The sequence below is a fragment of the Ancylobacter mangrovi genome, from assembly GCF_024752355.1.
GTDB lineage: Bacteria > Pseudomonadota > Alphaproteobacteria > Rhizobiales > Xanthobacteraceae > Ancylobacter > Ancylobacter mangrovi.
Map to the genome: position 1 here is coordinate 22,414 of NZ_JANTHZ010000012.1, position 22,502 is coordinate 44,915.

Consider the following 22,502-nt stretch of genomic DNA (forward strand, 5'->3'; position numbering starts at 1 on the left):
GCTCCGCCGCGCCCGATGCGTCCCCAGCGTCGGGCAACTCCGTTGCGCCAATGTTGCAGGCGCCTTACCTTTCGTTGCGCGCCGGACGCCGGCGCCGCAAGAAGAATGCAGATTCGCAATCGGCGACAGGCGCGCGACGCTTGTGCGCGAGCGCCAATTCTGGCATCTTCGCGATTGATAGGGCAGTCATGCTGTCCTATAATTTCGATAGGCTGACGCTGTGCAAGGCACGGCTCGGTCGATGCTAGCCAAGTTCGACGACGGCGTGCATGCTTCGCGGGTCAAGGCCGCGCGAAGGCGGACGAGGGTCCGGCACGCCGGCAAGCGACCCTAAGGGAGTACGGGGATGAGTGAGGAAATGGGCGGCGCTGCCGCGCGCATGAACGGCGAGGCCACGGTTCGTCCGGCCGCGACGGATCGCGCCGACGCCAAAGCCATTCCGCACATCGATCCGGGCCTGCCGGCCGCGCGCGGTCTGTACGATCCGCGCAACGAGAAGGATTCGTGCGGCGTCGGCTTCATCGCCGACATCAAGGGCCGCAAGTCGCACCAGATCGTGCAGGACGGGCTGCAGATCCTCTTGAATCTCGAGCACCGCGGCGCCGTGGGCGCGGACCCGCGCGCGGGCGACGGCGCGGGCATGCTTGTGCAGATCCCGCACCGCTTCTTCGCCAAGGAGGCGGCCAAGCTCGGCTTCGAGCTGCCCGAGCCCGGCCATTACGCGGTCGGCCACCTGTTCGTGCCGCACGATGCCGAGGGGCAGGAGATCATCCGCTCCACCATGGAGCGCGTGGTGGCCGAGGAAGGGCAGGTCCTGCTCGGCTGGCGCGACGTGCCGACCGACAACACCTCGCTCGGCCACACCGTGCTGCCGACCGAGCCCCGGCACCTGCAGATCTTCATCGGCCGCGGTGAGGCGACCACCAATGAGGACGACTTCGAGCGCCGTCTGTTCATCCTGCGCAAGGTGGTCTCCAACGCGATCTACGCCGCGCACGACCCGCTGACCGCCGGCTATTACGTCGTCTCGCTGTCCTGCCGGACCATCGTCTACAAGGGCATGTTCAACGCCGACCAGCTCGGCGCCTATTATTCGGACCTGCACGACCCGGATTTCGAAAGCGCGGTGGCGCTCGTCCACCAGCGCTTCTCGACCAACACCTTCCCGGCCTGGTCGCTCGCCCATCCCTACCGGATGGTCGCCCATAACGGCGAGATCAACACGCTGCGGGGCAATGTGAACTGGATGGCGGCCCGCCAGGCCTCCGTCGATTCCGAGCTGTTCGGCAACGACATCTCCAAGCTCTGGCCGATCTCCTATGAGGGCCAGTCCGACACCGCCTGCTTCGACAACGCGCTCGAATTCCTGATGCAGGGCGGCTACGAGCTGCCGCATGCGGCGATGATGCTCGTGCCCGAGGCGTGGGCCGGCAACCCGCTGATGGACGAGGAGCGCCGCGCCTTCTACGAGTACCACGCCGCCATGATGGAGCCGTGGGACGGGCCGGCCGCGATCGTCGCCACCGACGGGCGCCAGATCGTCGCCACGCTGGACCGCAACGGCCTGCGTCCCGCGCGCTACCTGGTGACCACGGACGACCGGATCGTGCTCGCCTCCGAAATGGGCGTGCTCACCTTCCCCGAGGACCAGATCGTCACCAAGTGGCGCCTGCAGCCCGGCCGCATGCTGCTCGTCGACATGGTCGAGGGCCGCCTCGTGCCGGACGAGGAGGTGAAGACCGGCCTCGCGCGCGCGCATCCCTACAAGGAGTGGCTGAAGCGCACCCAGCTCGTGCTGGAGGACCTGCGCACCGTCGAGGCGCGCGAGGTGCGCACCGACGTGACCCTGCTCGATCGCCAGCAGGCCTTCGGCTACACCCAGGAGGACCTCAAGCTGCTGATGGCGCCGATGGCGACCACCGGGCAGGAAGCGGTCGGCTCCATGGGCTCCGACACGCCGATCTCGCCGCTGTCGAAGAAGTCGAAGTCGCTCTTCACCTATTTCAAGCAGAACTTCGCGCAGGTCACCAACCCGCCGATCGACCCGATCCGCGAGGAGCTGGTGATGAGCCTCGTCTCGTTCATCGGCCCGCGCCCGAACATCTTCGACCTCGAGGGCAATTCGCGCCGCAAGCGGCTCGAGGTGCGCCAGCCGATCCTCACCAATGCCGACCTCGAGAAGATCCGCTCGATCGGCTTCATGGAGGAGCGGTTCGACACCCGCACGCTCGACATCACCTACACCGTCGACAAGGGCGCGGCGGGCATGGAGGACGCGGTCGAGCGGCTGTGCGAGCGCGCCGAGGCGGCGGTCCATGGCGGCTACAACATCATCATCCTGTCCGACCGCCTGGTCGGGCCGGACCGCATCCCGATTCCCTCGCTGCTGGCCACGGCGGCCGTGCACCATCACCTGATCCGCAAGGGCCTGCGCACCTCGGTCGGCCTCGTCGTGGAGACGGGCGAGGCGCGCGAGGTGCACCATTTCGCGTGCCTCGCCGGCTACGGCGCCGAGGCGATCAACCCCTACCTCGCCTTCGAGACCATGATCGACATGCGCGTCGACATTCCCGAGGAGGTGGACGAGTACGAGATCGTCAAGCGCTACATCAAGTCGATCGACAAGGGCCTGCTCAAGGTCATGTCCAAGATGGGCATCTCGACCTACCAGTCCTATTGCGGCGCGCAGATCTTCGACGCGGTCGGCCTGTCGGACGAGCTGGTCGAGAAGTACTTCTCGGGCACGGCGTCCTCCATCGGCGGCGTCGGCTTCGCCGAGATCGCGGAAGAGACCGCGATGCGCCACCGCGTGGCCTTCGGCGACGCGCCGATCTACCGCAGCTCGCTCGACGTCGGCGGCGACTACGCCTTCCGCCTGCGCGGCGAGGAGCACGCCTGGGACCCGGAGACGGTCGCCGTGCTCCAGCACGCGGTGCGCGGCAACGCACAGGACAAGTACCGCCACTTCGCCAAGCTGGTGAACGAGGCCGGCGCCAAGACGCTCAACATCCGCTCGCTGTTCCGCATCCGCAACGCGGAGGAGATCGGCCACGCGCCGGTGCCGCTGGAGGAGGTCGAGCCGGCGGCGGAGATCGTGAAGCGCTTCGTCACCGGCGCCATGTCGTTCGGCTCCATCTCGCGCGAGGCGCATACCACCCTCGCCATCGCGATGAACCGCATCGGCGGCAAGTCCAACACCGGCGAGGGCGGCGAGGAATCGACCCGCTTCAAGCCGCTGCCCAACGGCGACAGCATGCGCTCGGCGATCAAGCAGGTGGCCTCCGGGCGCTTCGGCGTCACGGCGGAGTACCTCGTCAACGCCGACATGATCCAGATCAAGATGGCGCAGGGTGCCAAGCCCGGCGAAGGCGGCCAGCTGCCCGGCCACAAGGTCGACGCGGTGATCGCCAAGGTACGCCATTCGACCCCGGGCGTGGGCCTCATCTCCCCGCCCCCGCACCACGACATCTACTCGATCGAGGACCTGGCGCAGCTCATCTACGACCTGAAGAACGTCAACCCCGCGGCCGACATCTCGGTGAAGCTGGTGTCGGAAGTGGGCGTGGGCACGGTCGCGGCCGGCGTCGCCAAGGCGCGCGCCGACCACATCACCGTCTCCGGCTTCGAGGGCGGCACCGGCGCTTCCCCGCTCACCGCGATCAAGCATGCCGGCTCCCCCTGGGAGATCGGCCTCGCCGAAGCGCACCAGACGCTGACCATGAACAACCTGCGCGGGCGCATCGCCTTGCAGGTGGACGGCGGCCTGCGCACCGGGCGCGACGTGGTGATCGGGGCGATGCTGGGGGCGGACGACTTCGCCTTCTCCACCGCGCCGCTGATCGCGGCCGGCTGCATCATGATGCGCAAGTGCCACCTCAACACCTGCCCGGTCGGCGTCGCCACCCAGGACCCGGTGCTGCGCAAGCGCTTCAAGGGCACGCCCGAGCACGTCATCAACTACTTCTTCTTCGTCGCCGAGGAAGTCCGCGAGTTCATGGCGGCGCTGGGAGTGCGCAGCTTCAACGAGATGATCGGCCATTCCGAATGGCTCGACCAGCGCGAGGCGATCGAGCACTGGAAGGCCAAGGGGCTCGACTTCACCCGCATCTTCGCGAAGCCCGAGGTCGGGCCGGAGGTCGCGATCTACCACACCGAGCGGCAGAACCACCCGATCCACCATGTGCTCGACCGCACGCTGATCGAGAAGGCGATGCCCGCGCTCGAGCATGGCGACCCGGTGAAGATCGAGACCGGCATCAAGAGCATCAACCGCTCGGTCGGCGCGATGCTCTCCGGCGAGGTGGCCAAGCGCCACGGCGAGGCCGGGCTGCCGGACGACACGATCGACATCCACCTGTCCGGCACCGCCGGCCAGGCCTTCGGCGCCTTCCTTGCGGCGGGCGTCTCCATGACGCTGGTGGGCGAGGCTAACGACTATGTCGGCAAGGGCCTGTCGGGCGGGCGCATCGTGGTGCGCCCGGCGGACAATGCCGGCATCGTGCCGGAGAACTCGATCATCGTCGGCAACACCGTGCTCTACGGCGCCACCTCGGGCGAGTGCTACTTCCACGGCGTCGCCGGCGAGCGCTTCGCCGTGCGCAACTCGGGCGCCATCGCGGTGGTCGAGGGCACGGGCGACCATGGCTGCGAGTACATGACCGGCGGCGTGGTGGTCGTCATCGGCCAGACCGGGCGCAACTTCGCGGCCGGCATGTCGGGCGGCGTCGCCTATGTGCTGGACGAGGACCACAGCTTCAAGAACCGCTGCAACCTCTCCATGGTCGACCTGGAGCCGGTCGAGGAGGAGGAGGACCTGCTGGAGCGCCTCCACCACCATGGCGGCGATCTGGAGTTCAAGGGCCGCATCGACGTCATGGCCGACATGGGTCATCACGACGAGGAGCGTCTCCACCAGCTCATCGCCAAGCACCTGCACTACACCGGCTCGAAGCGCGCCCAGACGATCCTCGACAACTGGGCCGAGTATCGCGGCATGTTCGTGAAGGTGATGCCGGTCGAGTATCAGCGCGCGCTGCGCGAGATGGAGAAAATGCGGGGCCTGCAGGCGGCCGAATAGGCCCGTCCTGCGGCCCGGTTTCCGCCGCATCGCCGGGTTCACCGGCAGGCCGGCCTTCGGGACGGCATCGGGAACGGCACGGAGGCGTCCCGCTGACGGGATCGCCTCCGGCTCCGGAACGCGGATGGCGGAAACGCTGTATTTTGGCGCGGCTGTGTGCCGCGCCGTCATTTCCCAACTGGCATGATTGATGTATCTGGCACCGGAGGTGGAATGCCTCCAAGGTGGTGGTGCTCCGCGAAAGAGGGCGCAATGGGTAAGGTTACGGGTTTCCTCGAGATCGATCGCCGCGAGGCTAAGTATCAGCCGGCGTCAGACCGCATTCGCCACTTTCGTGAGTTCACCCTGCCGTTGCCGGACGCCGAGGTCGCCAACCAGGCCTCGCGCTGCATGGATTGCGGCATTCCGTTCTGCCACGGGCCGAACGGCTGCCCGATCCACAACCAGATCCCGGACTGGAACGACCTCGTCTATAACGGGAACTGGGAAGAGGCGACGCGCAACCTCCACTCCACCAACAATTTCCCCGAATTCACCGGCCGCATCTGCCCCGCGCCCTGCGAGGAGGCGTGCACGCTGAATCTCGAGGACGTGCCGGTCACCATCAAGACCGTCGAGCAGGCCATCGCCGACAAGGCGTGGAAGGCCGGCTGGATCAAGCCCGAGGTCTCCGCCCACCGGACGGGCAAGAAGGTCGCCGTGGTCGGCTCCGGCCCGGCGGGCCTTGCCGCCGCCCAGCAGCTCGCCCGCGTCGGGCACGACGTGCATGTCTATGAGCGCGAGCCCAAGGCCGGCGGCCTGCTGCGCTACGGCATTCCCGACTTCAAGATGGAGAAGCACTACATCGACCGGCGCGTGGCGCAGATGGAAGCGGAGGGCGTGACCTTCCACTACGGCGCCAATGTCGGCGTGACCGTGCCGCTCGACGAGCTGCTCGAGAACCACGACGCGGTGTTGATGTGCGGCGGCTCGGAAGCCCCGCGCAATCCCGAGCTTCCCGGCCAGGAGCTGGAAGGCGTGCACTACGCCATGCCCTATCTCGTGCAGCAGAACCGCCGCCTCGGCCGCGAGGACGTCAGCAACGAGCAGCCGATCCTCGCCGCCGGCAAGCATGTGGTGGTCATCGGCGGCGGCGACACCGCCTCGGACTGCGTCGGCACCGCCTTCCGCCAGGGCGCGCTCTCCGTGCACCAGCTCGACATCCGCCCGGTCCCGCCGCTGAAGGAGGACAAGCTGGCGGTGTGGCCCTACTGGCCGACCAAGTTCCGCACCTCCTCCTCCCAGGCCGAGGGCGCCGAGCGCGAGTTCGCCGCCGCCACGCTCGGCATCGAGGGCAAGAAGGGCCGCGTCACCGGCGTGAAGTGCGCCCGCGTCGACCTGAAGCGCCTGCCGATCGAGGGCACCGAGTTCAGCATCCGCGCCGACCTCGTCTTCATCGCGCTCGGCTTCGTGCACCCGCTGCACGAGGGCATGCTCTCGCATGCCGGCCTCTCGCTCGACCGGCGCGGCAATGTGCAGGCGGGCGACGGCGACTACGCCACCACCGTGCCGAAGCTGTTCGCCGCCGGCGACATGCGCCGCGGCCAGTCGCTGGTGGTGTGGGCGATCCGCGAGGGGCGCCAGGCGGCGCAGTCGATCGACACCTACCTCATGGGCACGTCGGTCCTGCCGCGCTGAGGGCCCTGCCCGGCTGAAGAGTCCGTAAAGCCGGGGGCGGCGCCGTCAGGGCACGCTCTCGACCAGCGGCGTGCCCCCGAGCTCCAGCCGCACCCGCCCGCGCCCGGCGGGATGGATGCGCAGCGGCGCGTCCTTCTCCTCCAGCCGGCGCCGGAGCAGCAGCAGCCGCGTCTCGAGATTGTCCTTGAGGTCCGGCAGGCGCAGCTCGGGCGCGCGGCGGATCTGCTGGTTGGCGAACTCGGTCCGGCCGGTGGCGAGATAGTCGCGCAGCATCAGCATGACGAGCCGCCCAGCGACGCCGCGTATGAGATAGTCGCCGCCGATGAACACCGCGTCGTCGAAGCGGTGGTGGCGCACAAGGAACGGCACGCCCCCGGTGAGCGTCGCCGCTACCGGCTGCGGCGCTTCCGCCATCGCCGCCTCGGGCGTCGCGGCACCCGTGGCCTCCCCCGCGCCCAGAGCGTTCATCCGCAGCCCCGCCGCCAGCGGCAGGGCAATCAGGCTCAGCGCCGCCTCGTGCTCGTGGCAGAAGGCGAAGCGTTCCGGCGATTCGGCGAACAGCACCCCCGTCAACCGCCCCTGGGCCACCAGCGGCACCGCGATCTGGCTCTGCGGAGCCGCGAGGCCCGGCAGCGCGATCTCCCGCTCCGAGCCCGCCGGCCCCGCCCCGGCGGCGGCCGCGTAGCGCCGGCCCCGGCTCATGTCGCTGATGCGCACCGGCACCCGCCACTCGCCGACGAGGCCGATCACCCCCTCGCCGAGCGCCACCTCCGAGCCGACCCCGCGCGCCGGATAGCCCCGGCTGGCGAGGGTGACGAGCCGGCGCCCCTCCCCGGCCGGCACCAGCACCATGGAATGGCGGATGCCGAGATCGGTGGCGAGCCCCTCCAGCGCCCGGTCCAGCATCGCCCCGGCGTCGGGCTCGGCGCCGATGGCGGCGGCCAGCAGCGCGACCGCCTCCAGCTTCACCCGGCCGGCCGGGTCGGTCGGCGCCGCCGCCACGCCCGGAGAGGGCACGGCGCGAATCGCCTCGACGCGGTAGATGTCCGCCGAGCGCAGCTTCATCACCTCGCCCCAGCCACCATGCCCGCTGGTCGCGGCGAGCTGGATCGACATGCGCTCGAACAGCGGGCCGGCGTTCTCCCGCCGCACCGGTGCGATGTCGATGAGGAACTGGTCGCCGCTGCGCCCGTCGACCACCATCAGCGTCGCCGCGCAGCGCAGCGCGATATTGGCCGCGGTCTTGGAGAAGAACTGGTTCGTCAGCGCCACATGCGCGTCGTCGACGAAATGGACCTGCGAGAGATAGGAGACGTTCGGCATCCCCTCGCCGTCCACCGTGGCGACGATGGAGGGAATGACGCCCTCGAAGCAGGCGCGAAGATCGGCGAGGCGCACCGTCATGGCACGGGCTCGCCGAGCCGGCGGCCGGCATCGATGCCCGGCGTCTGGGCATAGAGCGCCAGCGGGCGGTAGCGCACGCGCTGGAGGTCGAGCTCGCACAGCCACGCCCCGGCCGGGCGCGCGGCAACGCCGACCGCGGCGAGGCGCCGCGTCATCTCCGCAACATAGCTCGCGGCGCGGCGCCGGTCGTCCTCGTCCGCCGTCCCCACCTCCAGCACCACGGACTTGACCTGATAGCAGCGGTAGTCCTCCAGCCCCGCGAAGGTGAGGGCGAGCGGCGCGCCCGGCACCAGATCGCCGGTCAGCTCCGGCCACTGCACCCGCGAGACCAGCGTCTCGAACAGCGCCGGCCCGGCCCGCCGGGTGCCGACCGCGCGCCCGATCGCCGCCCGCATCCGCGCATCGCGCGAGGCGAGGATCGTCATCACGGCGCCCTCGATGAAGCCGGCGATCTGCTCGTCGATCATGCCCCCCGCCTCCGCCCTGCGATCCGCTCCCCGCGCGGCCGCGCCAGATTAGGACACTCTTAGGAAAGGTGCCCGGGCCATTAGCATGAATTTAGGAAGCGCCGACCCCGCGCCCGCCCTATCCCCGCGCCATCCGCAACACGACGTAGCCCTCCCCGCCCTCACCCGGGCGGGCGGATGGCGACGCGCTTTTCGAGAACCACCATGGACACCTTCAGCCCCGTGCAGACCCTCGCGCCCGGCGATCACAGCCTCGCCCCGCGCGACATCCCGGCCGAGCCGTTCCGTCTCACCCCGCGCGAGCTCGACGCCTATCTGGCCCGCATCGGTCTCGGCCGGCCACGCGCGGCCGATCTTCCCACGCTCGTCGCGCTGCACCACGCCCATGTCACCAGCTTCACCTGGGAGGCGATCGACGCCTTCATGGGCTGGCCGGTCGATCCCCACCCGCACGCGGCCTTCGCCAAGATGGTGGACGGCCCGCGTGGGGGCTGGTGCTACGAGATGAACGGCCTGTTCGGCGCCGCGCTCGCCGCGCTCGGCTACAAGGTGACGCGCCTGTGCGCGGGGGTGCGCCGCGCCGAGTTGGGCGACATGGCGGTCGGCAATCACCTCACGCTGCGCGTCGACCTCGACCAGCCCTGGCTCGCCGAGGTTGGCCTGGGCGACGCCATCCTCGCGCCGGTCCCGATGCGGCTAGGCGCCGTCGAACAATACGGCCGCGCCTTCGCCATCGCCGAGGCCGACGGCGGCTGGCTGCGCTTCCACAACCACCGCCACGGCGCGGCGCCGAGCTTCGACTTCCGGCCCGGCCATTGCGACGAGGCGGCGCTCGCCGCCGCCCATGAGATGCTGATCCGCGACGCCGGCTCGCCCTTCCTGCGCAATCTGGTGGTGCAGCGCCACGCGCCTGGCCGCACCGAGGGCATCTTCAACCACACGCGGCGCATCGTGACCGATGCCGGCGTGGAGGAGCGCCCGATCGCCGATGCGCGCGAATTCGCCCGGCTGATGCGCGAGGTGTTCCAGATCGAGGTGCCCGAGCCCGAGGCCGTCTGGGCCCGCGTGGTCGAAACCGAGCGCGACTGGCTGGCCGCCTGACGCTTTCCGGCGCGCGGAAAATCGCTCAGGGCGTCGCGGCTGGCGCCGGGGCGGGAGCCGGGCTGGCGGGAGCCCCCATGGAAGGCGCCGCCGTGGTCGTCCCGGCCGCCGAGGGCGCGGCGGCGGCCGGCTGCGTCGGAGAACCCGCCGGCCAGCGGAAATCGTCGGTGCGGCCGGTCACCGAAGGCAGCGCCGCACCGCTGACGAGCACCCGTGCCGGCTCCGGCTCGCCCTCGTCCGCGGCGGGGGTCGCGGCCGGCGTCGTACCCGGCGCGCCGGCCAGCACACGCGCGCCCGCCGAGGTGCCGCCGGTGAGCAGGATGATGGAGGGTCGCGCCGCGGCGGCGCTGAGCGCGGCGGCGGCCGGATCGGCGGGATCGACCAGCAGATGGTCGAGCTCCTTGTCGACGAAGAAGGCGAGCTTGCGTCCACCCGCGCGGGTGAAGCCCACGCCGTCGGAATCGCGCAGGCGCCGGCGCTGGCCGTCGACATCGGGGCCCGACATCATGAACTTGCCGTCCTCGTCGACGAAGCCGTCCGTCACGTCGGCATAGATCAGGCCGGCGCGCTCGACATGCTCCTTGATGAGGGCGTTGAGCTTGGTGACGCGCTCGTTGAGCGGCCCGTCCTCGACCGGCGGCAGGCCAACCATCACCACCGGCCGGCCATAGAGCTTGAGGCCGAGCAGGAACTCGTCGAGCCGGCGGCCATAGATGTTCTGCCAGCGCTCGTCGAGCACCTCGGCCCGCCCGGCGGGATCGTCGATCGGCTTGAGGTCATTCATGCCGGCGAACACGACCACGATATTGGCCTGCGAGGCGGTGGCGATCTGGCGCGCCGAGCCCGCCCAGTCGAAGCCGCTCTGCGGCCCGAGGCCGGAGCCCTTCTCGGTCTTGCCGACCACCGCCACCGTCTCGCGATCGGAGGCGAAGGCGTCGGCGAGGCCCTGCGCCAGCGGGTCGGCGTATTCGTCGCCCATGACCAGCACGAACTGCGAAAACGTGTCGGAATCCTTCCGCGCCTCGTCGGCAGAGGCGTAGACTTGGCCGCGCGGCTCGGAAGGCTGCTCGATCGCCGGGGCGGCACGCTGCTGCGCCGGGGCCGAGGGCACGTAGCGCGGCTGGCTCGGCGCGGCGGTGCGCGGGGTCGAGGGGCTGAACAGGTCGATCAGCGGCTGGAACGGCGACCAGACCTTCTTCTGGCGCGGCGGCGGGGGAAGCTGCTGGCGCTGGCGCGCGGGCTGGCGCTGCTGCTGGCGCACCGGCTGGTTGCCGACATTGCCCGGCGGGCGGAACCAGTCGCTCTGCGCACGGGCGGGCACCGGGCCATCGAAGGCAGGGCCGGCCAGCAGCGCACCGGCCAGAGCCAGCGCCCACACGCCCAGCCTCATCCCTCGCCTGTCCGGCCGTCTCGCCATGGTGCGCCTTCCGATGCCCGTTCCGGGCTGAAGCGGTGGACCATTATCGCGGCCGTTTCAAGTCCCACGGCCGGCGCGCCGGCCGTGGACCGCGCTCAGGTTCCGCCCGAGCGCAGGCTGTCGAGCACCTCACCGGTGGCCATGCCGTCGGGCAGCATGCCCACCCGCACCTGATACTCGCGCACCGCGCTGCGCGTGCTGGAGCCGAGCACGCCATCGGCCGGGCCGACATCATAGCCGCGCGAGGCGAGGCGCTGCTGAAGCTCCGTGCGCTCGGTGCGCGAGAGTGCGCGCATGTCGTCCGGCCAGGGCTGCACGAAGCCGTCGCCGCCGCGGATCCGGTCCGCCAGATGGCCGATCGCCAGCGCGTAGGAGTCGGAGGGGTTGTAGCTGAGGATGGCCTTGAAATTGTCGGTCATCAGGAAGGCTGGGCCCTTGGCGCCCGCCGGCAGCAGCAGATAGGCGGTCTCGCTCGCATTCGGCATCGGCCGGCCCTCCGGCCGCCGCACGCCGAGCGCCCACCATTCGCGCATGGTCTTGCGCCGGTGCTTGTCGGCCAGCATGTAGTCGAAGCTGCGCGGCAGCACGACCTCGTAGCCCCAGCTCATGCCCGGGCGCCAGCCGCCGCGCTTCAGCTTGTGCGCGGTGGAGCCCATGGCGTCGGCGACGGAATCGACCACGTTGCGGTGCCCGTCGCCGTCGAAATCCACCGCGTCGCGCTGGAACGCGGTCGGCATGAACTGGGTCAGGCCGAAGGCGCCGGCCCACGAGCCCTTCAGGTGGCTCTCGGGAATGTCGCCTCGGTCGACGATGCGCAGCGCGGCGATGAACTCGTCGCGGAAATAGGCCTTGCGGCGGCCGACGCAGGCGAGCGTGCCCGTCGCCTCGATCACCGGATAGGAGCCGCGCGCGCCGCCGTAATTGGTCTCGATGCCCCAGATCGCCGCCACCACATAGGGGTCGACGCCATAGGTGCGACCCACCGCGTCGAACACCTGGGCGTGCGCGGCCATCGCCTCGCGGCCCTTGCGGATGCGGGTCTCGGACACAAGCATGTCGACATAGTCGCCGGCGGTGCGGGAGAATTCCGGCTGGGTCTCCAGCTTCTTCATGATGTCCATGTCGGGCTTCAGCCCGGCCGTGTAGCGGCGGAAGCCCGCCGCCGACACGCCCTTCGCCCGCGCCCGGGGCTCCAGCGCGGCGATGCAGGCGCTGAAATTGCGCTCGTCGCGCGCGAGCGCGGCCGGCGTCATCGCCGGATGCGTCGCGGCGGGCGCGGAAGCCTGGGAGGACGACGCGTGCGAGGCCGGCGGCGGCACGGGGCGCGGCGCCGGCGAGGCGGCCGCGGTGCGCACCGCCATCGGCGAGGAATCCGTCAGCGAACCGGTAATGTCGTCGGGCGACGCACAGCCGGCGAGACCCAGACAGAGGAGCATTGAACCGGCCAGCATCGGACCGGCAGCAGAACCGCCGGCCGGGCGCCGGCCGTGAAGCGGGCGAAAACTCATAACGCATACCCTAACGCGAGGCCGAGGTCTGATTAGGGAGGCATCATGGTTTCAGTCGGCTTAACGCGATCAAATTTCCCATGGGGAATATGCGTTCCGCACGCGCCGGTCCGCGCCTGTCGTGGCGCGGGCGGGCCACGCCGCACTGCGGCACCTAATCGCCGCAAACGCGTTAGTGACTGTGTTCTCTCCGTAAGGAAGACGCTAAGCTTGGGGCGCTAGACCTTCGGCGCCACTCACCTATCCATTGTGCAATCGAAAGCGGCAACACGTTCATATGGCCAGTCAAATCCGCAAAGCGATCCTGCCGGTAGCCGGCCTCGGCACCCGGTTCCTGCCCGCAACGAAGGCGGTCCCGAAAGAAATGCTGACGGTGGTCGATCGCCCCGTCGTCCAGCATGTCGTCGACGAGGCCCGCGCCGCCGGCATCGAGCACATCGTCTTCGTCACCGGCCGTAACAAGGGCGTCATCGAAGACCATTTCGACCGCCAGTACGAGCTGGAGGAGACGCTGAAGGACCGCGGCAAGACGCAGATGCTCGACATGCTGAAGCGCGAGACCATGGGCCCGGGAGCGACCAGCTTCACCCGCCAGCAGCTTCCGCTCGGCCTCGGCCACGCCGTGTGGTGCGCGCGCGACCTGATCGGCAACGAGCCCTTCGCCCTGCTGCTGCCCGACATGCTGCACAAGCCGCGCAACGGCACCGGCTGCCTCGCGCAGATGGTCGATGCCTATGCCAAGACCGGGGGCGGCAACCACATCGCCGTCTACGAGGTCCCGCCCGAGCAGACCGAGCAGTACGGCATCGTCGCCCTCGGCAACGAGATGGCGGAGGGCGTGCACAAGGTCGCCGGCATGGTCGAGAAGCCGAAGAAGGACGTCGCGCCGTCCAACCTCGCCATCTCCGGCCGCTACATCCTGCAGCCGGAGATCTTCGACCTGCTGGCCAGCCAGGAGCGCGGCGCCGGCAACGAGATCCAGCTCACCGATTCCATGCTCAAGCTGGCCCAGAAGCAGGATTTCTACAGCGTCACCTTCGACGGCTCGATCTATGACTGCGGCTCGAAGCTCGGCTTCCTGATGGCCAACGTCGCCTATGCGCTGGACAACCCGGAAATCTCCGGCTCCTTCCGCCCCGAGCTCGACGCGCTTCTGGCGCAGAACTGAGACGCGCCGCGCCGGCCCTGCCCTGTCGCGGAGCGCCCGGGCCAAGCGGTGATACCGAAGGTCATGCCGAACGAAAAAGGGCGCCCCGCAAGGCGCCCTTTCATTTTCTCGCACGGTCTCCGTGCAGCCGGTCAGGCCGCTTCCTCGACCACGCCGGGCCGGGTGTCGAACAGCAGTTCGTCCTTGCCGCGCTCGACCACCACCACGTCGCCATCCTTCACCGTGCCGGCGAGGATGCGGCCGGCCAGCGGGTCCTGCAGCAGCTTCTGCATCACCCTCTTCAGCGGGCGCGCGCCATAGGCCGGGTCGTAGCCCTTCTCGGCCAGGAAGTCCCGCGCCTCCGGGGTGATGTCGAGCGCGATCTTGCGCTCCTCCAGCAGCTTGTCGAGCCGCTTGACCTGGATGTCGACGATCGCGCCCATCTGCTCGCGGCGGAGGCGGTGGAACAGCACGATCTCGTCCACGCGGTTGAGGAACTCCGGCCGGAAGTGCGAGCGCACCACCGTCATCACCTCCTCGCGCACCGCGTCGGTGTCCTGGCCTTCCGGCTGGTTCACCAGGAACTCGGCCCCGAGGTTCGAGGTCATGATGATCAGCGTGTTGCGGAAGTCGACCGTGCGGCCCTGCCCGTCCGTCAGGCGCCCGTCGTCGAGCACCTGCAGAAGGACGTTGAACACGTCCGGATGCGCCTTCTCGATCTCGTCGAACAGCACGACCTGATAGGGCCTACGCCGCACCGCCTCGGTGAGCGCGCCGCCCTCCTCATAGCCGACATAGCCGGGAGGCGCGCCGATCAGCCGGGCCACGGAGTGCTTCTCCATGTATTCCGACATGTCGAGCCGCACCATCGCGGTGTCGTCGTCGAACAGGAAGGCCGCGAGCGCCTTGGTCAGCTCGGTCTTGCCGACGCCGGTGGGGCCGAGGAAGATGAACGAGCCGATCGGACGGTTGGGGTCCTGCAGGCCCGCCCGCGCGCGGCGCACCGCGGTGGAGACGGCCTCCACCGCCTCCTTCTGGCCGATGACGCGCGTGGCGAGCACCTCCTCCATGCGCAGCAGCTTCTCCTTCTCGCCTTCCAGCATCTTGTCGACCGGCACGCCGGTCCAGCGCGAGACGACGCCGGCGATGTGATCGGGCGTCACCGCCTCCTCGACCATCGAGCCGGCCTTCACCTCGGCGGCGAGTTCCTGCGTCTCCAGCGCGGCGAGCTTCTTCTCCAGCGCGGGGATGGTGCCGTAGGCGAGCTCGCCCGCCTTCTGGTACTCGCCGCTGCGCTGGGCGATGGCGAGGTCGGCGCGCGCCTTCTCGAGATCGCTCTTGATCTTCTGGGCGTCGCCGAGCTTCTCCTTCTCCGCCTTCCAGCGCGAGGTGAGCGCGGCCGACTGCTCCTCGAGATCGGCGAGCTCCTTCTCGAGCTTCCTCAGCCGGTCCTTCGAGCCCGCGTCGTGCTCCTTCTTCAGCGCCTCCTGCTCGATGCGCAGGCGCACGATCTCGCGGTCGATCGAATCCAGCTCCTCGGGCTTGGAATCGACCTGCATGCGCAGGCGCGAGGCCGCCTCGTCCACGAGGTCGATCGCCTTGTCGGGCAGGAAGCGGTCGGTGATGTAGCGGTTGGACAGCGTCGCCGCCGCCACCAGCGCCGAGTCGGTGATGCGCACGCCGTGGTGCAGCTCGTACTTCTCCTTGATGCCGCGCAGGATGGAGACGGTGTCCTCCACCGACGGCTCGTTGACGAAGACGGGCTGGAAGCGGCGCGCCAGCGCGGCGTCCTTCTCCACATGCTTGCGGTACTCGTCGAGCGTGGTCGCGCCGACGCAGTGCAGCTCGCCGCGCGCCAGAGCGGGCTTGAGCAGGTTCGAGGCGTCCATCGCGCCGTCGGTCTTGCCGGCGCCGACCAGGGTGTGCATCTCGTCGATGAACAGGATGATGCCACCTTCGGCCGCCTGCACCTCGGAGAGTACGCTCTTCAGCCGCTCCTCGAACTCGCCGCGATACTTCGCGCCCGCGATCAGCGCGCCCATGTCGAGCGCCAGCAGGCTCTTGTCGCGCAGGCTCTCGGGCACGTCGCCGTCGACGATGCGCAGCGCCAGACCCTCGACGATCGCGGTCTTGCCGACGCCCGGCTCGCCGATCAGCACCGGGTTGTTCTTGGTCCGGCGCGAGAGCACCTGGATGGTGCGGCGGATCTCCTCGTCGCGGCCGATCACCGGGTCGAGCTTGCCCTCGCGGGCCGCCTCGGTGAGGTCGCGGGCATATTTCTTCAGCGCGTCATAGGCGTTCTCGGCGGTCGCGCTGTCGGCCGTGCGGCCCTTGCGCAGCGCCTCGATGGCGGTGTTGATCTTCTGCGGGGTGGCACCGGCCTTGGCGAGGATCTTGCCCGCCTCGCTGTCCTTCTCCAGCGCCAGCGCAAGCAGCAGCCGCTCGACGGTGACATAGCCGTCGCCCGCCTTCTTGGCCGCCTGCTCGGCGGCGTCGAACACGCGCGCCAGCGCCGGCGCGAGATAGACCTGCCCGGCCCCCGAGCCGCCCACCTTGGGCAGCTTGGCGAGGGCGGCCTCGGTATCGGCCAGCACCATGCGCGGATCGCCGCCCGAGCGGCTGATCAGCCCGGCGCACAGGCCCTCCGGGTCGTCGAGCAGCACCTTCAGCAGGTGCTCGGGCGTGAACTGCTGGTGGCCTTCACGCAGCGCAAGCGACTGCGCCGACTGCACGAATCCACGCGAGCGCTCGGTGTAGGTGTCGAAATTCATGTTCTGTGCCTCCTGGCCCCACATCCGCCCTCTGCGAGGCGCGGACGGTCATTCGGGACGACGGCGCCCGTATCCCGGCCGCCGCAACGGACCCCGTTGCGGCGATCCGTCCCTGCTCATGTAGTGTTGCCCATCGGCAACGGAAGGGGCGTTGAGGCAGGTCAAGCGCAGGATTTTTCGCCGCCCTCCGCGCCGGCTCCGGAGGGGACCTCAGTCGGCCGCCCGCGCGCCCGCCATCATGTAGTTCACCGACAGGTCGCCCGACAGGCGCCAGGTGTCGGCCAGCGGGTTGAACACGACGCCGGTGCGGTCCGTCACGCTCAGCCCGCCCGCCTCCAGCGCCGCCTTGAGCTCCTCGGGGGTCACGAACCTGTTCCAGTCATGCGTGCCGCGCGGCAGCCAGCCGAGCACGTATTCCGCTCCGACGATGGCCAGCGCGAAGGAGCGCTTGGTCCGGTTGAGCGTCGCCGCCACCATCAGCCCGCCCGGCTTCACCATCGAGGCGGCGCTGGCGATGAACAGGCCGACATCGGCCACGTGCTCCACCACCTCCATGCACAGCACGACGTCGAAGCGCTCGCCCGCTTCCGCCATCTCCTCGGCGGTGGTGGCGCGGTAGTCCACCGGCACGCCGCTCTCCTGCGCGTGCAGGGCGGCGATGCGGGTGTTGCGCTCGGCCGGATCGATGCCGACCACATCGGCCCCCATGCGGGCCAGCGGCTCGCTCAACAGGCCGCCGCCGCAGCCGATATCGATCAGCCGCAGCCCGTCCAGCGGCCGGATCGCCTTCGGGTCGCGGCCGAAATGGGCCACCAGCATCTCGCGCAGATAGGCCAGCCGCACTGGGTTGAACTTGTGCAGCACCCGCATCTTGCCGCGCGGATTCCACCACTCCGCCGCCAGCGCGGCGAAGCGTTCGACCTCGGCCGGATCGACGGTCGATGTGTGGGCGGCGCTGTTCTGCATGGTCCTGTTCCTGGTCCCGGGCCTTCGAGCGGGCCGTCCGCCGGTCCTCTTTCGATAAGCGTTCCAAGCGCGCGCGGCACCGTTGCGGGCCGGACGCGACGTCGATATGTATACGCGCCTTTTTGGCCGGGAGCCCACCTGTCTTGCCCGGCCGTCCATAGAATACGGTTACGGTTTCCCGCAATGGCACGTCTGGTGATGAAGTTCGGCGGCACCTCGGTCGCCAACATCGAGCGCATTCGCAACGTCGCGCGGCACGTCAAACGGGAGATCGAGGCCGGCAACCAGGTGGCGGTGGTCGTCTCCGCCATGGCCGGCAAGACCAACGAGCTCGTCGCCTGGTGCCGCGAGACCTCGAGCCTGTACGATTCGCGCGAATACGACGCCATCGTCGCCTCCGGCGAGCAGGTGACGTCCGGCCTGCTGGCGATCGCGCTGCAGGAGATGGGCGTCCCGGCCCGTTCCTGGCAGGGCTGGCAGCTTCCCATCGCCACCGACGAGGCCCATGGCTCGGCGCGGATCCTGTCGGTCAATGGCGACGAGATCGTCAAGGGCTTCGCCCGCGGCGAGGTCGCCGTCATCGCCGGCTTCCAGGGCATCCACGAGGCCACCGGGCGCATCGCCACGCTGGGGCGCGGCGGCTCGGACACCAGCGCGGTGGCGGTCGCCGCCGGCATCAAGGCCGACCGTTGCGACATCTACACCGACGTCGACGGCGTCTACACCACCGACCCGCGCATCGTCCCGAAGGCCCGGCGGCTGGACAAGATCGCCTTCGAGGAGATGCTGGAGATGGCCTCCCTCGGCGCCAAGGTGCTGCAGGTGCGCTCGGTCGAGATGGCCATGGTCCACAAGGTGCGCACCTTCGTGCGCTCCAGCTTCACCGATCCGGACGCGCCGGAACTGAAGACCGCCGGCGATCCGCCCGGCACCCTGATCTGCGACGAGGAGGAAATCGTGGAGAGTGAAGTCGTCACCGGCATCGCCTTCGCGCGGGACGAGGCACAGGTCAGCATCCGGCACGTGCCCGACAAGCCCGGCATCGCCGCGAACGTGTTCGTGCCGCTCGCCGATGCCAACATCAACGTCGACATGATCGTGCAGAACATCTCGGCCGAGGGCTTCACCGACATCACCTTCACCGTGCCCTCGACCGATTTCGAGCGCGCCAAGGCCGCGCTGGCCGGCGTGCGCGAGGAGATCGGCTACGGCAGCGTCGAGGGTGCGACCGACGTGGTGAAGATCTCCATCATCGGCATCGGCATGCGCAGCCATGCGGGCGTCGCGGCGCGGGCGTTCAAGGCCCTGTCGGAGCGCGGAATCAACATCCGCGCCATCTCGACCTCGGAAATCAAGATTTCGGTCCTGATCGACGCGGCCTATACCGAGCTTGCCGTTCGAACGCTCCATTCGGTATACGGGCTCGACGCCTGAGCTTCAGGCACGAGGCCTGAGCAGGAGGCTCGGGCGAAAGACCCGGGCGGGAGGCTCGGGCAAGCCGGCGCGGCAGCGAGCCTGCTCGATCCCGCGCCTTGACGACACCGATCCGGGGAGCGGCTCCCGGAAACCGAGGACGGCCCATGCGTGGCGCGCTCGGCGGCCCGCGCGTGCTATTGAGGCGTCTCCGCGAGGTCATGGCGGAGCCGGTCAGCGCGCAGGACCGCCTCGACAAGATCGTGGTTTTGATCGCGGCGAACATGGTAGCCGAGGTGTGCTCGGTCTACGTGCTGCGCGTCGACGGCACGCTCGAGCTCTACGCCACCGAAGGCCTGAACCGCACCGCGGTCCATCTCACCGTCATGCGCATCGACGAGGGCCTCGTCGGCACCGTGGCGCGCGAGGCGGAGCCGATCAGCCTGTCGAACGCGCAGGCCCACCCCGCCTATTCCTACCGTCCGGAAACGGGCGAGGAGATCTACCACTCCTTCCTCGGCGTGCCGATCCTGCGCGCGGGCAACACGCTCGGCGTTCTGGTAGTGCAGAACCGCGCCCGCCGCACCTATACCGAGGAGGAGATCGAGGCGCTGCAGACCACCGCGATGGTGCTCGCCGAGATCATCGCCTCGGGCGAGCTCACCGCGCTGGCCCCGCCGGGCGCCGAGCCGGCCGCCCGCCGCCCGCTGCACCTGTCGGGCCTCGCGTTGTCGGAAGGCATCGGCCTCGGCCACGTGGTGCTGCACGAGCCGCGAATCGAGGTGACCAAGGTCATCGCCGACGACCTTCCGGGCGAACTGAACCGCCTCGACGACGCGATCGAGACGCTGCGCTCCTCCATCGACAACATGCTGGAGGACGAGGGCGTCGCCCGGGTGGGCGAGCATCGCGAGATCCTCGAGGCCTACCGCATGTTCGCTCATGACCGCGGCTGGATCGCGCGCATGCGCGAGGCGGTGATGACCGGCCTCACCGCCGAGGGCGCGGTCGAGCGCGTGCAGTCCGACACCCGCGCGCGCATGCTGCGCATGACCGACCCGTATCTGCGCGAGCGCATGCACGACCTCGACGACCTGGCGAACCGCCTGCTGCGCCAGCTCGCCGGGCGCAGTTCCGGGCCGGAGCACATGTCGCTGCCCGAGAACGCCATTATCGTCGCCCGCAACATGAGCCCGGCGGCGCTGCTCGACTATGACCGCACCCGCATCCGCGGCATGGTGCTGGAGGAAGGCGCGGCGACGAGCCACCTCACAATCGTCGCCCGCGCGCTCGGCATCGCCGCGGTCGGCCATGTGGAGAACATCGTCGGTCTCGTCGACGCGGGCGACGCGATCATCGTCGACGGCGTCTCCGGCGAGGCGCATGTGCGCCCGCCCTCCGACGTCGAGGAAGCCTATGTCGAGAAGGTGCGCTTCCGCGCCAAGCGGCTGGAACAGTATGCCGCGCTGCGCGACGTGCCCTGCGTCACCCGCGACGGCGTGCCGATAGAACTGCACCTGAACGCCGGCCTGCTGGTCGACCTGCCGCATATCGAGGAGACCGGCGCGGCGGGCATCGGCCTGTTCCGCACCGAGCTCCAGTTCATGATCGCCTCCGCCTTCCCGCGCACCAACGAGCAGCTCAAGCTCTACCGCGCGGTGCTCGACGCGGCGGAGGACCGGCCGGTCGTGTTCCGCACGCTCGACATCGGCGGCGACAAGGTGCTGCCCTATATGCGCGCCATCGAGGAGGAGAACCCGGCCCTCGGCTGGCGCGCCATCCGCCTCGGCCTCGACCGGCCCGGCCTGCTGCGCAGCCAGATCCGCGCGCTGCTGCGCGCCGCCACCGGGCGCGAGCTGCGACTCATCTTCCCCATGGTCTCGGCGGTCGAGGAATTCGACAAGGCACGCCACATCGTCGAGCGCGAGCTCACCCATCTGCGCCGCCACGGCCACGGCCTGCCCGAGCGGGTGCTGATCGGCGTGATGCTGGAAGTGCCGGCGCTGCTGTTCCAGCTCGACCAGCTCTTCGCGCGGGTGGACTTCGCCTCGGTCGGCTCCAACGACCTCGTGCAGTTCCTCTACGCGGCCGATCGCGGCAATGCCCGCGTCGCCGACCGCTTCGACCCGCTGGCGCCGCCCTCCATGCGCGCGCTGAAGCTGATCGCCGACAAGGCGAACGCCTTCGGCAAGCAGGTGACGCTGTGCGGCGAGCTCGCCTCGCGCCCGCTGGAGGCGCTGGCGCTGGTCGCCATCGGCTATCGCAAGCTCTCGCTCTCGCCGGCCGCCTACGGCCCGGTGAAGGCGATGCTGCTGCAGCTCGATCTGGCCGCCGTCTCGGCGCTCGTCGCGCCGCTGCTCGACAGCGCGGCGGAGCCCGCCACGCTGCGGCCCCTGCTCAAGTCGTTCGCCGAGAAGAACGGCCTGCCGCTGTGACCATCGGTGATTGCCGTGACTGAACTGCCCGACGCCCGGCTCGACCAGCTTCTCGCGCGCCATGCCGAGATCGAGCATGCCCTCTCCGGTACGCCGGACGCCGACAGCTTCGTGCGGCTGTCGCGCGAGTTCGCCGACCTCGCCCCGCTCGTCGCCAGCGTGAAGGCGCTGCGCGCCGCCCAGCGCGAGCTTCGCGACGCGCGCGCCCTCGCCGAGGACGCCTCGACCGACCGCGAGATGGCCGACCTCGCCGAGGAGGAGGCCGCCGAGCTCGATGAGAAGGTCGAGGCGCTGGCCTATGAGGTGCGCCTCGCCCTGCTGCCCAAGGACGCGATGGACGAGCGCGGCGTCATCCTCGAAGTGCGCGCGGGCACCGGCGGCGACGAGGCGGCGCTGTTCGCCGGCGACCTGTTCCGCATGTATGAGCGCTTCGCCGCGCTCAATGGCTGGTCGGTTGAGGTGCTCTCGCTCACCGAAGGCGCGGCCGGCGGCTTCAAGGAGATCGTCGCCGCCCTCCATGGACGCGGCGCCTATGCGAAGCTGAAGTTCGAATCCGGCGTCCACCGCGTGCAGCGCGTGCCCGAGACCGAGGCTTCCGGGCGCATCCACACCTCCGCTGCCACCGTGGCGGTGCTGCCGGAGGTGGAGGAGGTCGACGTCGACATCAACGAGGCGGATCTGCGCATCGACGTGTTCCGCGCCTCCGGCGCCGGCGGCCAGCATGTGAACAAGACCGAGAGCGCGGTGCGCATCACCCACCTTCCCACCGGCGTGGTGGTGGCGGTGCAGGACGAGCGTTCCCAGCACAAGAACAAGGCCCGGGCCATGGCGCTGCTGCGCGCCAAGCTCTACGAGGCCGAGCGCGAGAAGCGCGACAGCGCCCGCGCCAGCGAGCGCAAGGTGCAGGTCGGCTCGGGCGACCGCTCCGAGCGCATCCGCACCTACAATTTCCCGCAGGGCCGCGTGACCGATCACCGCATCGGCCTCACCCTGCACAAGCTGCCGGACATCCTCGCCGGCGACGGGCTGGGCGAACTGGTCGACGCGCTGACCACCGAATACCAGGCCGCGCTGCTGGCGGAGGCCGAATCGGCCGGCTGGGGCGAGCGGTGAGGACGC

The 22,502-nt window shown here is 69.7% G+C and carries 13 protein-coding genes; 7 read left to right on the forward strand and 6 right to left on the reverse strand.

Features of this window, described 5'->3' with window-relative positions:
* Window positions 1–346: 346 nt before the first annotated feature.
* Together gltB and NVS89_RS19775 are read left to right on the forward strand one after the other, a co-directional pair.
* Window positions 347–5,077 carry a glutamate synthase large subunit gene (gltB, locus tag NVS89_RS19770; RefSeq protein ID WP_258734486.1) on the forward strand — a complete coding sequence of 1,577 codons (4,731 nt, stop codon included), beginning with the start codon at window positions 347–349 and terminating at the stop codon, window positions 5,075–5,077.
* 252 nt (window positions 5,078–5,329) lie between these two features.
* Entirely contained in the window at window positions 5,330–6,754 is a 1,425-nt protein-coding gene (locus NVS89_RS19775; protein WP_258734487.1) for a glutamate synthase subunit beta, read from the forward strand.
* A gap of 45 nt (window positions 6,755–6,799) precedes the next feature.
* Here the strand turns inward: NVS89_RS19775 and NVS89_RS19780 are convergent, their stop codons facing one another.
* Together NVS89_RS19780 and NVS89_RS19785 are read right to left on the reverse strand one after the other, a co-directional pair.
* Entirely contained in the window at window positions 6,800–8,158 is a 1,359-nt protein-coding gene (locus tag NVS89_RS19780) for a GAF domain-containing protein (protein ID WP_258734488.1), read from the reverse strand.
* Window positions 8,155–8,625, reverse strand: a complete 471-nt coding sequence (locus NVS89_RS19785; RefSeq protein WP_258734489.1) for a hypothetical protein — start codon at window positions 8,623–8,625, stop codon at window positions 8,155–8,157. Before NVS89_RS19785 ends, NVS89_RS19780 begins: the two co-directional genes overlap by 4 nt.
* A 204-nt stretch (window positions 8,626–8,829) precedes the next feature.
* On the opposite strand from NVS89_RS19785, the gene NVS89_RS19790 reads away from it, so the two are divergent.
* Window positions 8,830–9,726 carry an arylamine N-acetyltransferase family protein gene (locus NVS89_RS19790; protein ID WP_258734490.1) on the forward strand — a complete coding sequence of 299 codons (897 nt, stop codon included), beginning with the start codon at window positions 8,830–8,832 and terminating at the stop codon, window positions 9,724–9,726.
* A 25-nt stretch (window positions 9,727–9,751) separates the two neighbouring features.
* Here NVS89_RS19790 and NVS89_RS19795 read toward each other — a convergent pair whose 3' ends face one another.
* Entirely contained in the window at window positions 9,752–11,116 is a 1,365-nt protein-coding gene (locus NVS89_RS19795; protein ID WP_258734491.1) for an SGNH/GDSL hydrolase family protein, read from the reverse strand.
* A gap of 122 nt (window positions 11,117–11,238) precedes the next feature.
* Window positions 11,239–12,579, reverse strand: coding sequence for a lytic murein transglycosylase (locus tag NVS89_RS19800; RefSeq protein ID WP_258734492.1), 1,341 nt, complete (start codon window positions 12,577–12,579; stop codon window positions 11,239–11,241).
* Window positions 12,580–12,928: 349 nt separating this feature from the next.
* Between NVS89_RS19800 and galU the strand changes: the two genes are divergently transcribed.
* A complete protein-coding gene (gene galU / locus NVS89_RS19805; protein ID WP_258734493.1) occupies window positions 12,929–13,819 on the forward strand; it encodes a UTP--glucose-1-phosphate uridylyltransferase GalU in 891 nt (296 codons plus the stop codon).
* 131 nt (window positions 13,820–13,950) lie between these two features.
* On the opposite strand, the gene clpB is transcribed toward galU, so the two are convergent.
* The gene (gene clpB / locus NVS89_RS19810) at window positions 13,951–16,569 is read right to left on the reverse strand and encodes an ATP-dependent chaperone ClpB (protein ID WP_258734494.1); all 2,619 of its coding nucleotides are present in this window, start codon (window positions 16,567–16,569) and stop codon (window positions 13,951–13,953) included.
* A 210-nt stretch (window positions 16,570–16,779) separates the two neighbouring features.
* Window positions 16,780–17,535 carry a bifunctional 2-polyprenyl-6-hydroxyphenol methylase/3-demethylubiquinol 3-O-methyltransferase UbiG gene (ubiG, locus tag NVS89_RS19815; protein WP_258734495.1) on the reverse strand — a complete coding sequence of 252 codons (756 nt, stop codon included), beginning with the start codon at window positions 17,533–17,535 and terminating at the stop codon, window positions 16,780–16,782.
* Window positions 17,536–17,718: 183 nt separating this feature from the next.
* Here ubiG and NVS89_RS19820 point away from each other — a divergent pair, with 183 nt between their 5' ends.
* The 3 genes from NVS89_RS19820 (at window position 17,719) to prfA (ending at window position 22,496) form a co-directional block, all read left to right on the forward strand.
* Window positions 17,719–18,969 carry an aspartate kinase gene (locus NVS89_RS19820; RefSeq protein ID WP_258734496.1) on the forward strand — a complete coding sequence of 417 codons (1,251 nt, stop codon included), beginning with the start codon at window positions 17,719–17,721 and terminating at the stop codon, window positions 18,967–18,969.
* 146 nt (window positions 18,970–19,115) lie between these two features.
* A complete protein-coding gene (gene ptsP / locus NVS89_RS19825; RefSeq protein WP_258734497.1) occupies window positions 19,116–21,383 on the forward strand; it encodes a phosphoenolpyruvate--protein phosphotransferase in 2,268 nt (755 codons plus the stop codon).
* A 15-nt stretch (window positions 21,384–21,398) separates the two neighbouring features.
* Window positions 21,399–22,496 carry a peptide chain release factor 1 gene (gene prfA, locus NVS89_RS19830; protein WP_258734498.1) on the forward strand — a complete coding sequence of 366 codons (1,098 nt, stop codon included), beginning with the start codon at window positions 21,399–21,401 and terminating at the stop codon, window positions 22,494–22,496.
* The last annotated feature ends 6 nt before the right edge of the window (window positions 22,497–22,502 follow it).

What these genes read in the sequence shown, in the direction of transcription:
- gltB (WP_258734486.1), top strand. Translation starts at nt 347, where the DNA reads ATGAGTGAGGAAATGGGCGGCGCTGCCGCGCGCATGAACGGCGAGGCC.
- NVS89_RS19775 (WP_258734487.1), top strand. Translation starts at nt 5,330, where the DNA reads ATGGGTAAGGTTACGGGTTTCCTCGAGATCGATCGCCGCGAGGCTAAG.
- NVS89_RS19780 (WP_258734488.1), bottom strand. Translation starts at nt 8,158, where the DNA reads ATGACGGTGCGCCTCGCCGATCTTCGCGCCTGCTTCGAGGGCGTCATT.
- NVS89_RS19785 (WP_258734489.1), bottom strand. Translation starts at nt 8,625, where the DNA reads ATGATCGACGAGCAGATCGCCGGCTTCATCGAGGGCGCCGTGATGACG.
- NVS89_RS19790 (WP_258734490.1), top strand. Translation starts at nt 8,830, where the DNA reads ATGGACACCTTCAGCCCCGTGCAGACCCTCGCGCCCGGCGATCACAGC.
- NVS89_RS19795 (WP_258734491.1), bottom strand. Translation starts at nt 11,116, where the DNA reads ATGAGGCTGGGCGTGTGGGCGCTGGCTCTGGCCGGTGCGCTGCTGGCC.
- NVS89_RS19800 (WP_258734492.1), bottom strand. Translation starts at nt 12,579, where the DNA reads ATGCTCCTCTGTCTGGGTCTCGCCGGCTGTGCGTCGCCCGACGACATT.
- galU (WP_258734493.1), top strand. Translation starts at nt 12,929, where the DNA reads ATGGCCAGTCAAATCCGCAAAGCGATCCTGCCGGTAGCCGGCCTCGGC.
- clpB (WP_258734494.1), bottom strand. Translation starts at nt 16,569, where the DNA reads ATGAATTTCGACACCTACACCGAGCGCTCGCGTGGATTCGTGCAGTCG.
- ubiG (WP_258734495.1), bottom strand. Translation starts at nt 17,535, where the DNA reads ATGCAGAACAGCGCCGCCCACACATCGACCGTCGATCCGGCCGAGGTC.
- NVS89_RS19820 (WP_258734496.1), top strand. Translation starts at nt 17,719, where the DNA reads ATGGCACGTCTGGTGATGAAGTTCGGCGGCACCTCGGTCGCCAACATC.
- ptsP (WP_258734497.1), top strand. Translation starts at nt 19,116, where the DNA reads ATGCGTGGCGCGCTCGGCGGCCCGCGCGTGCTATTGAGGCGTCTCCGC.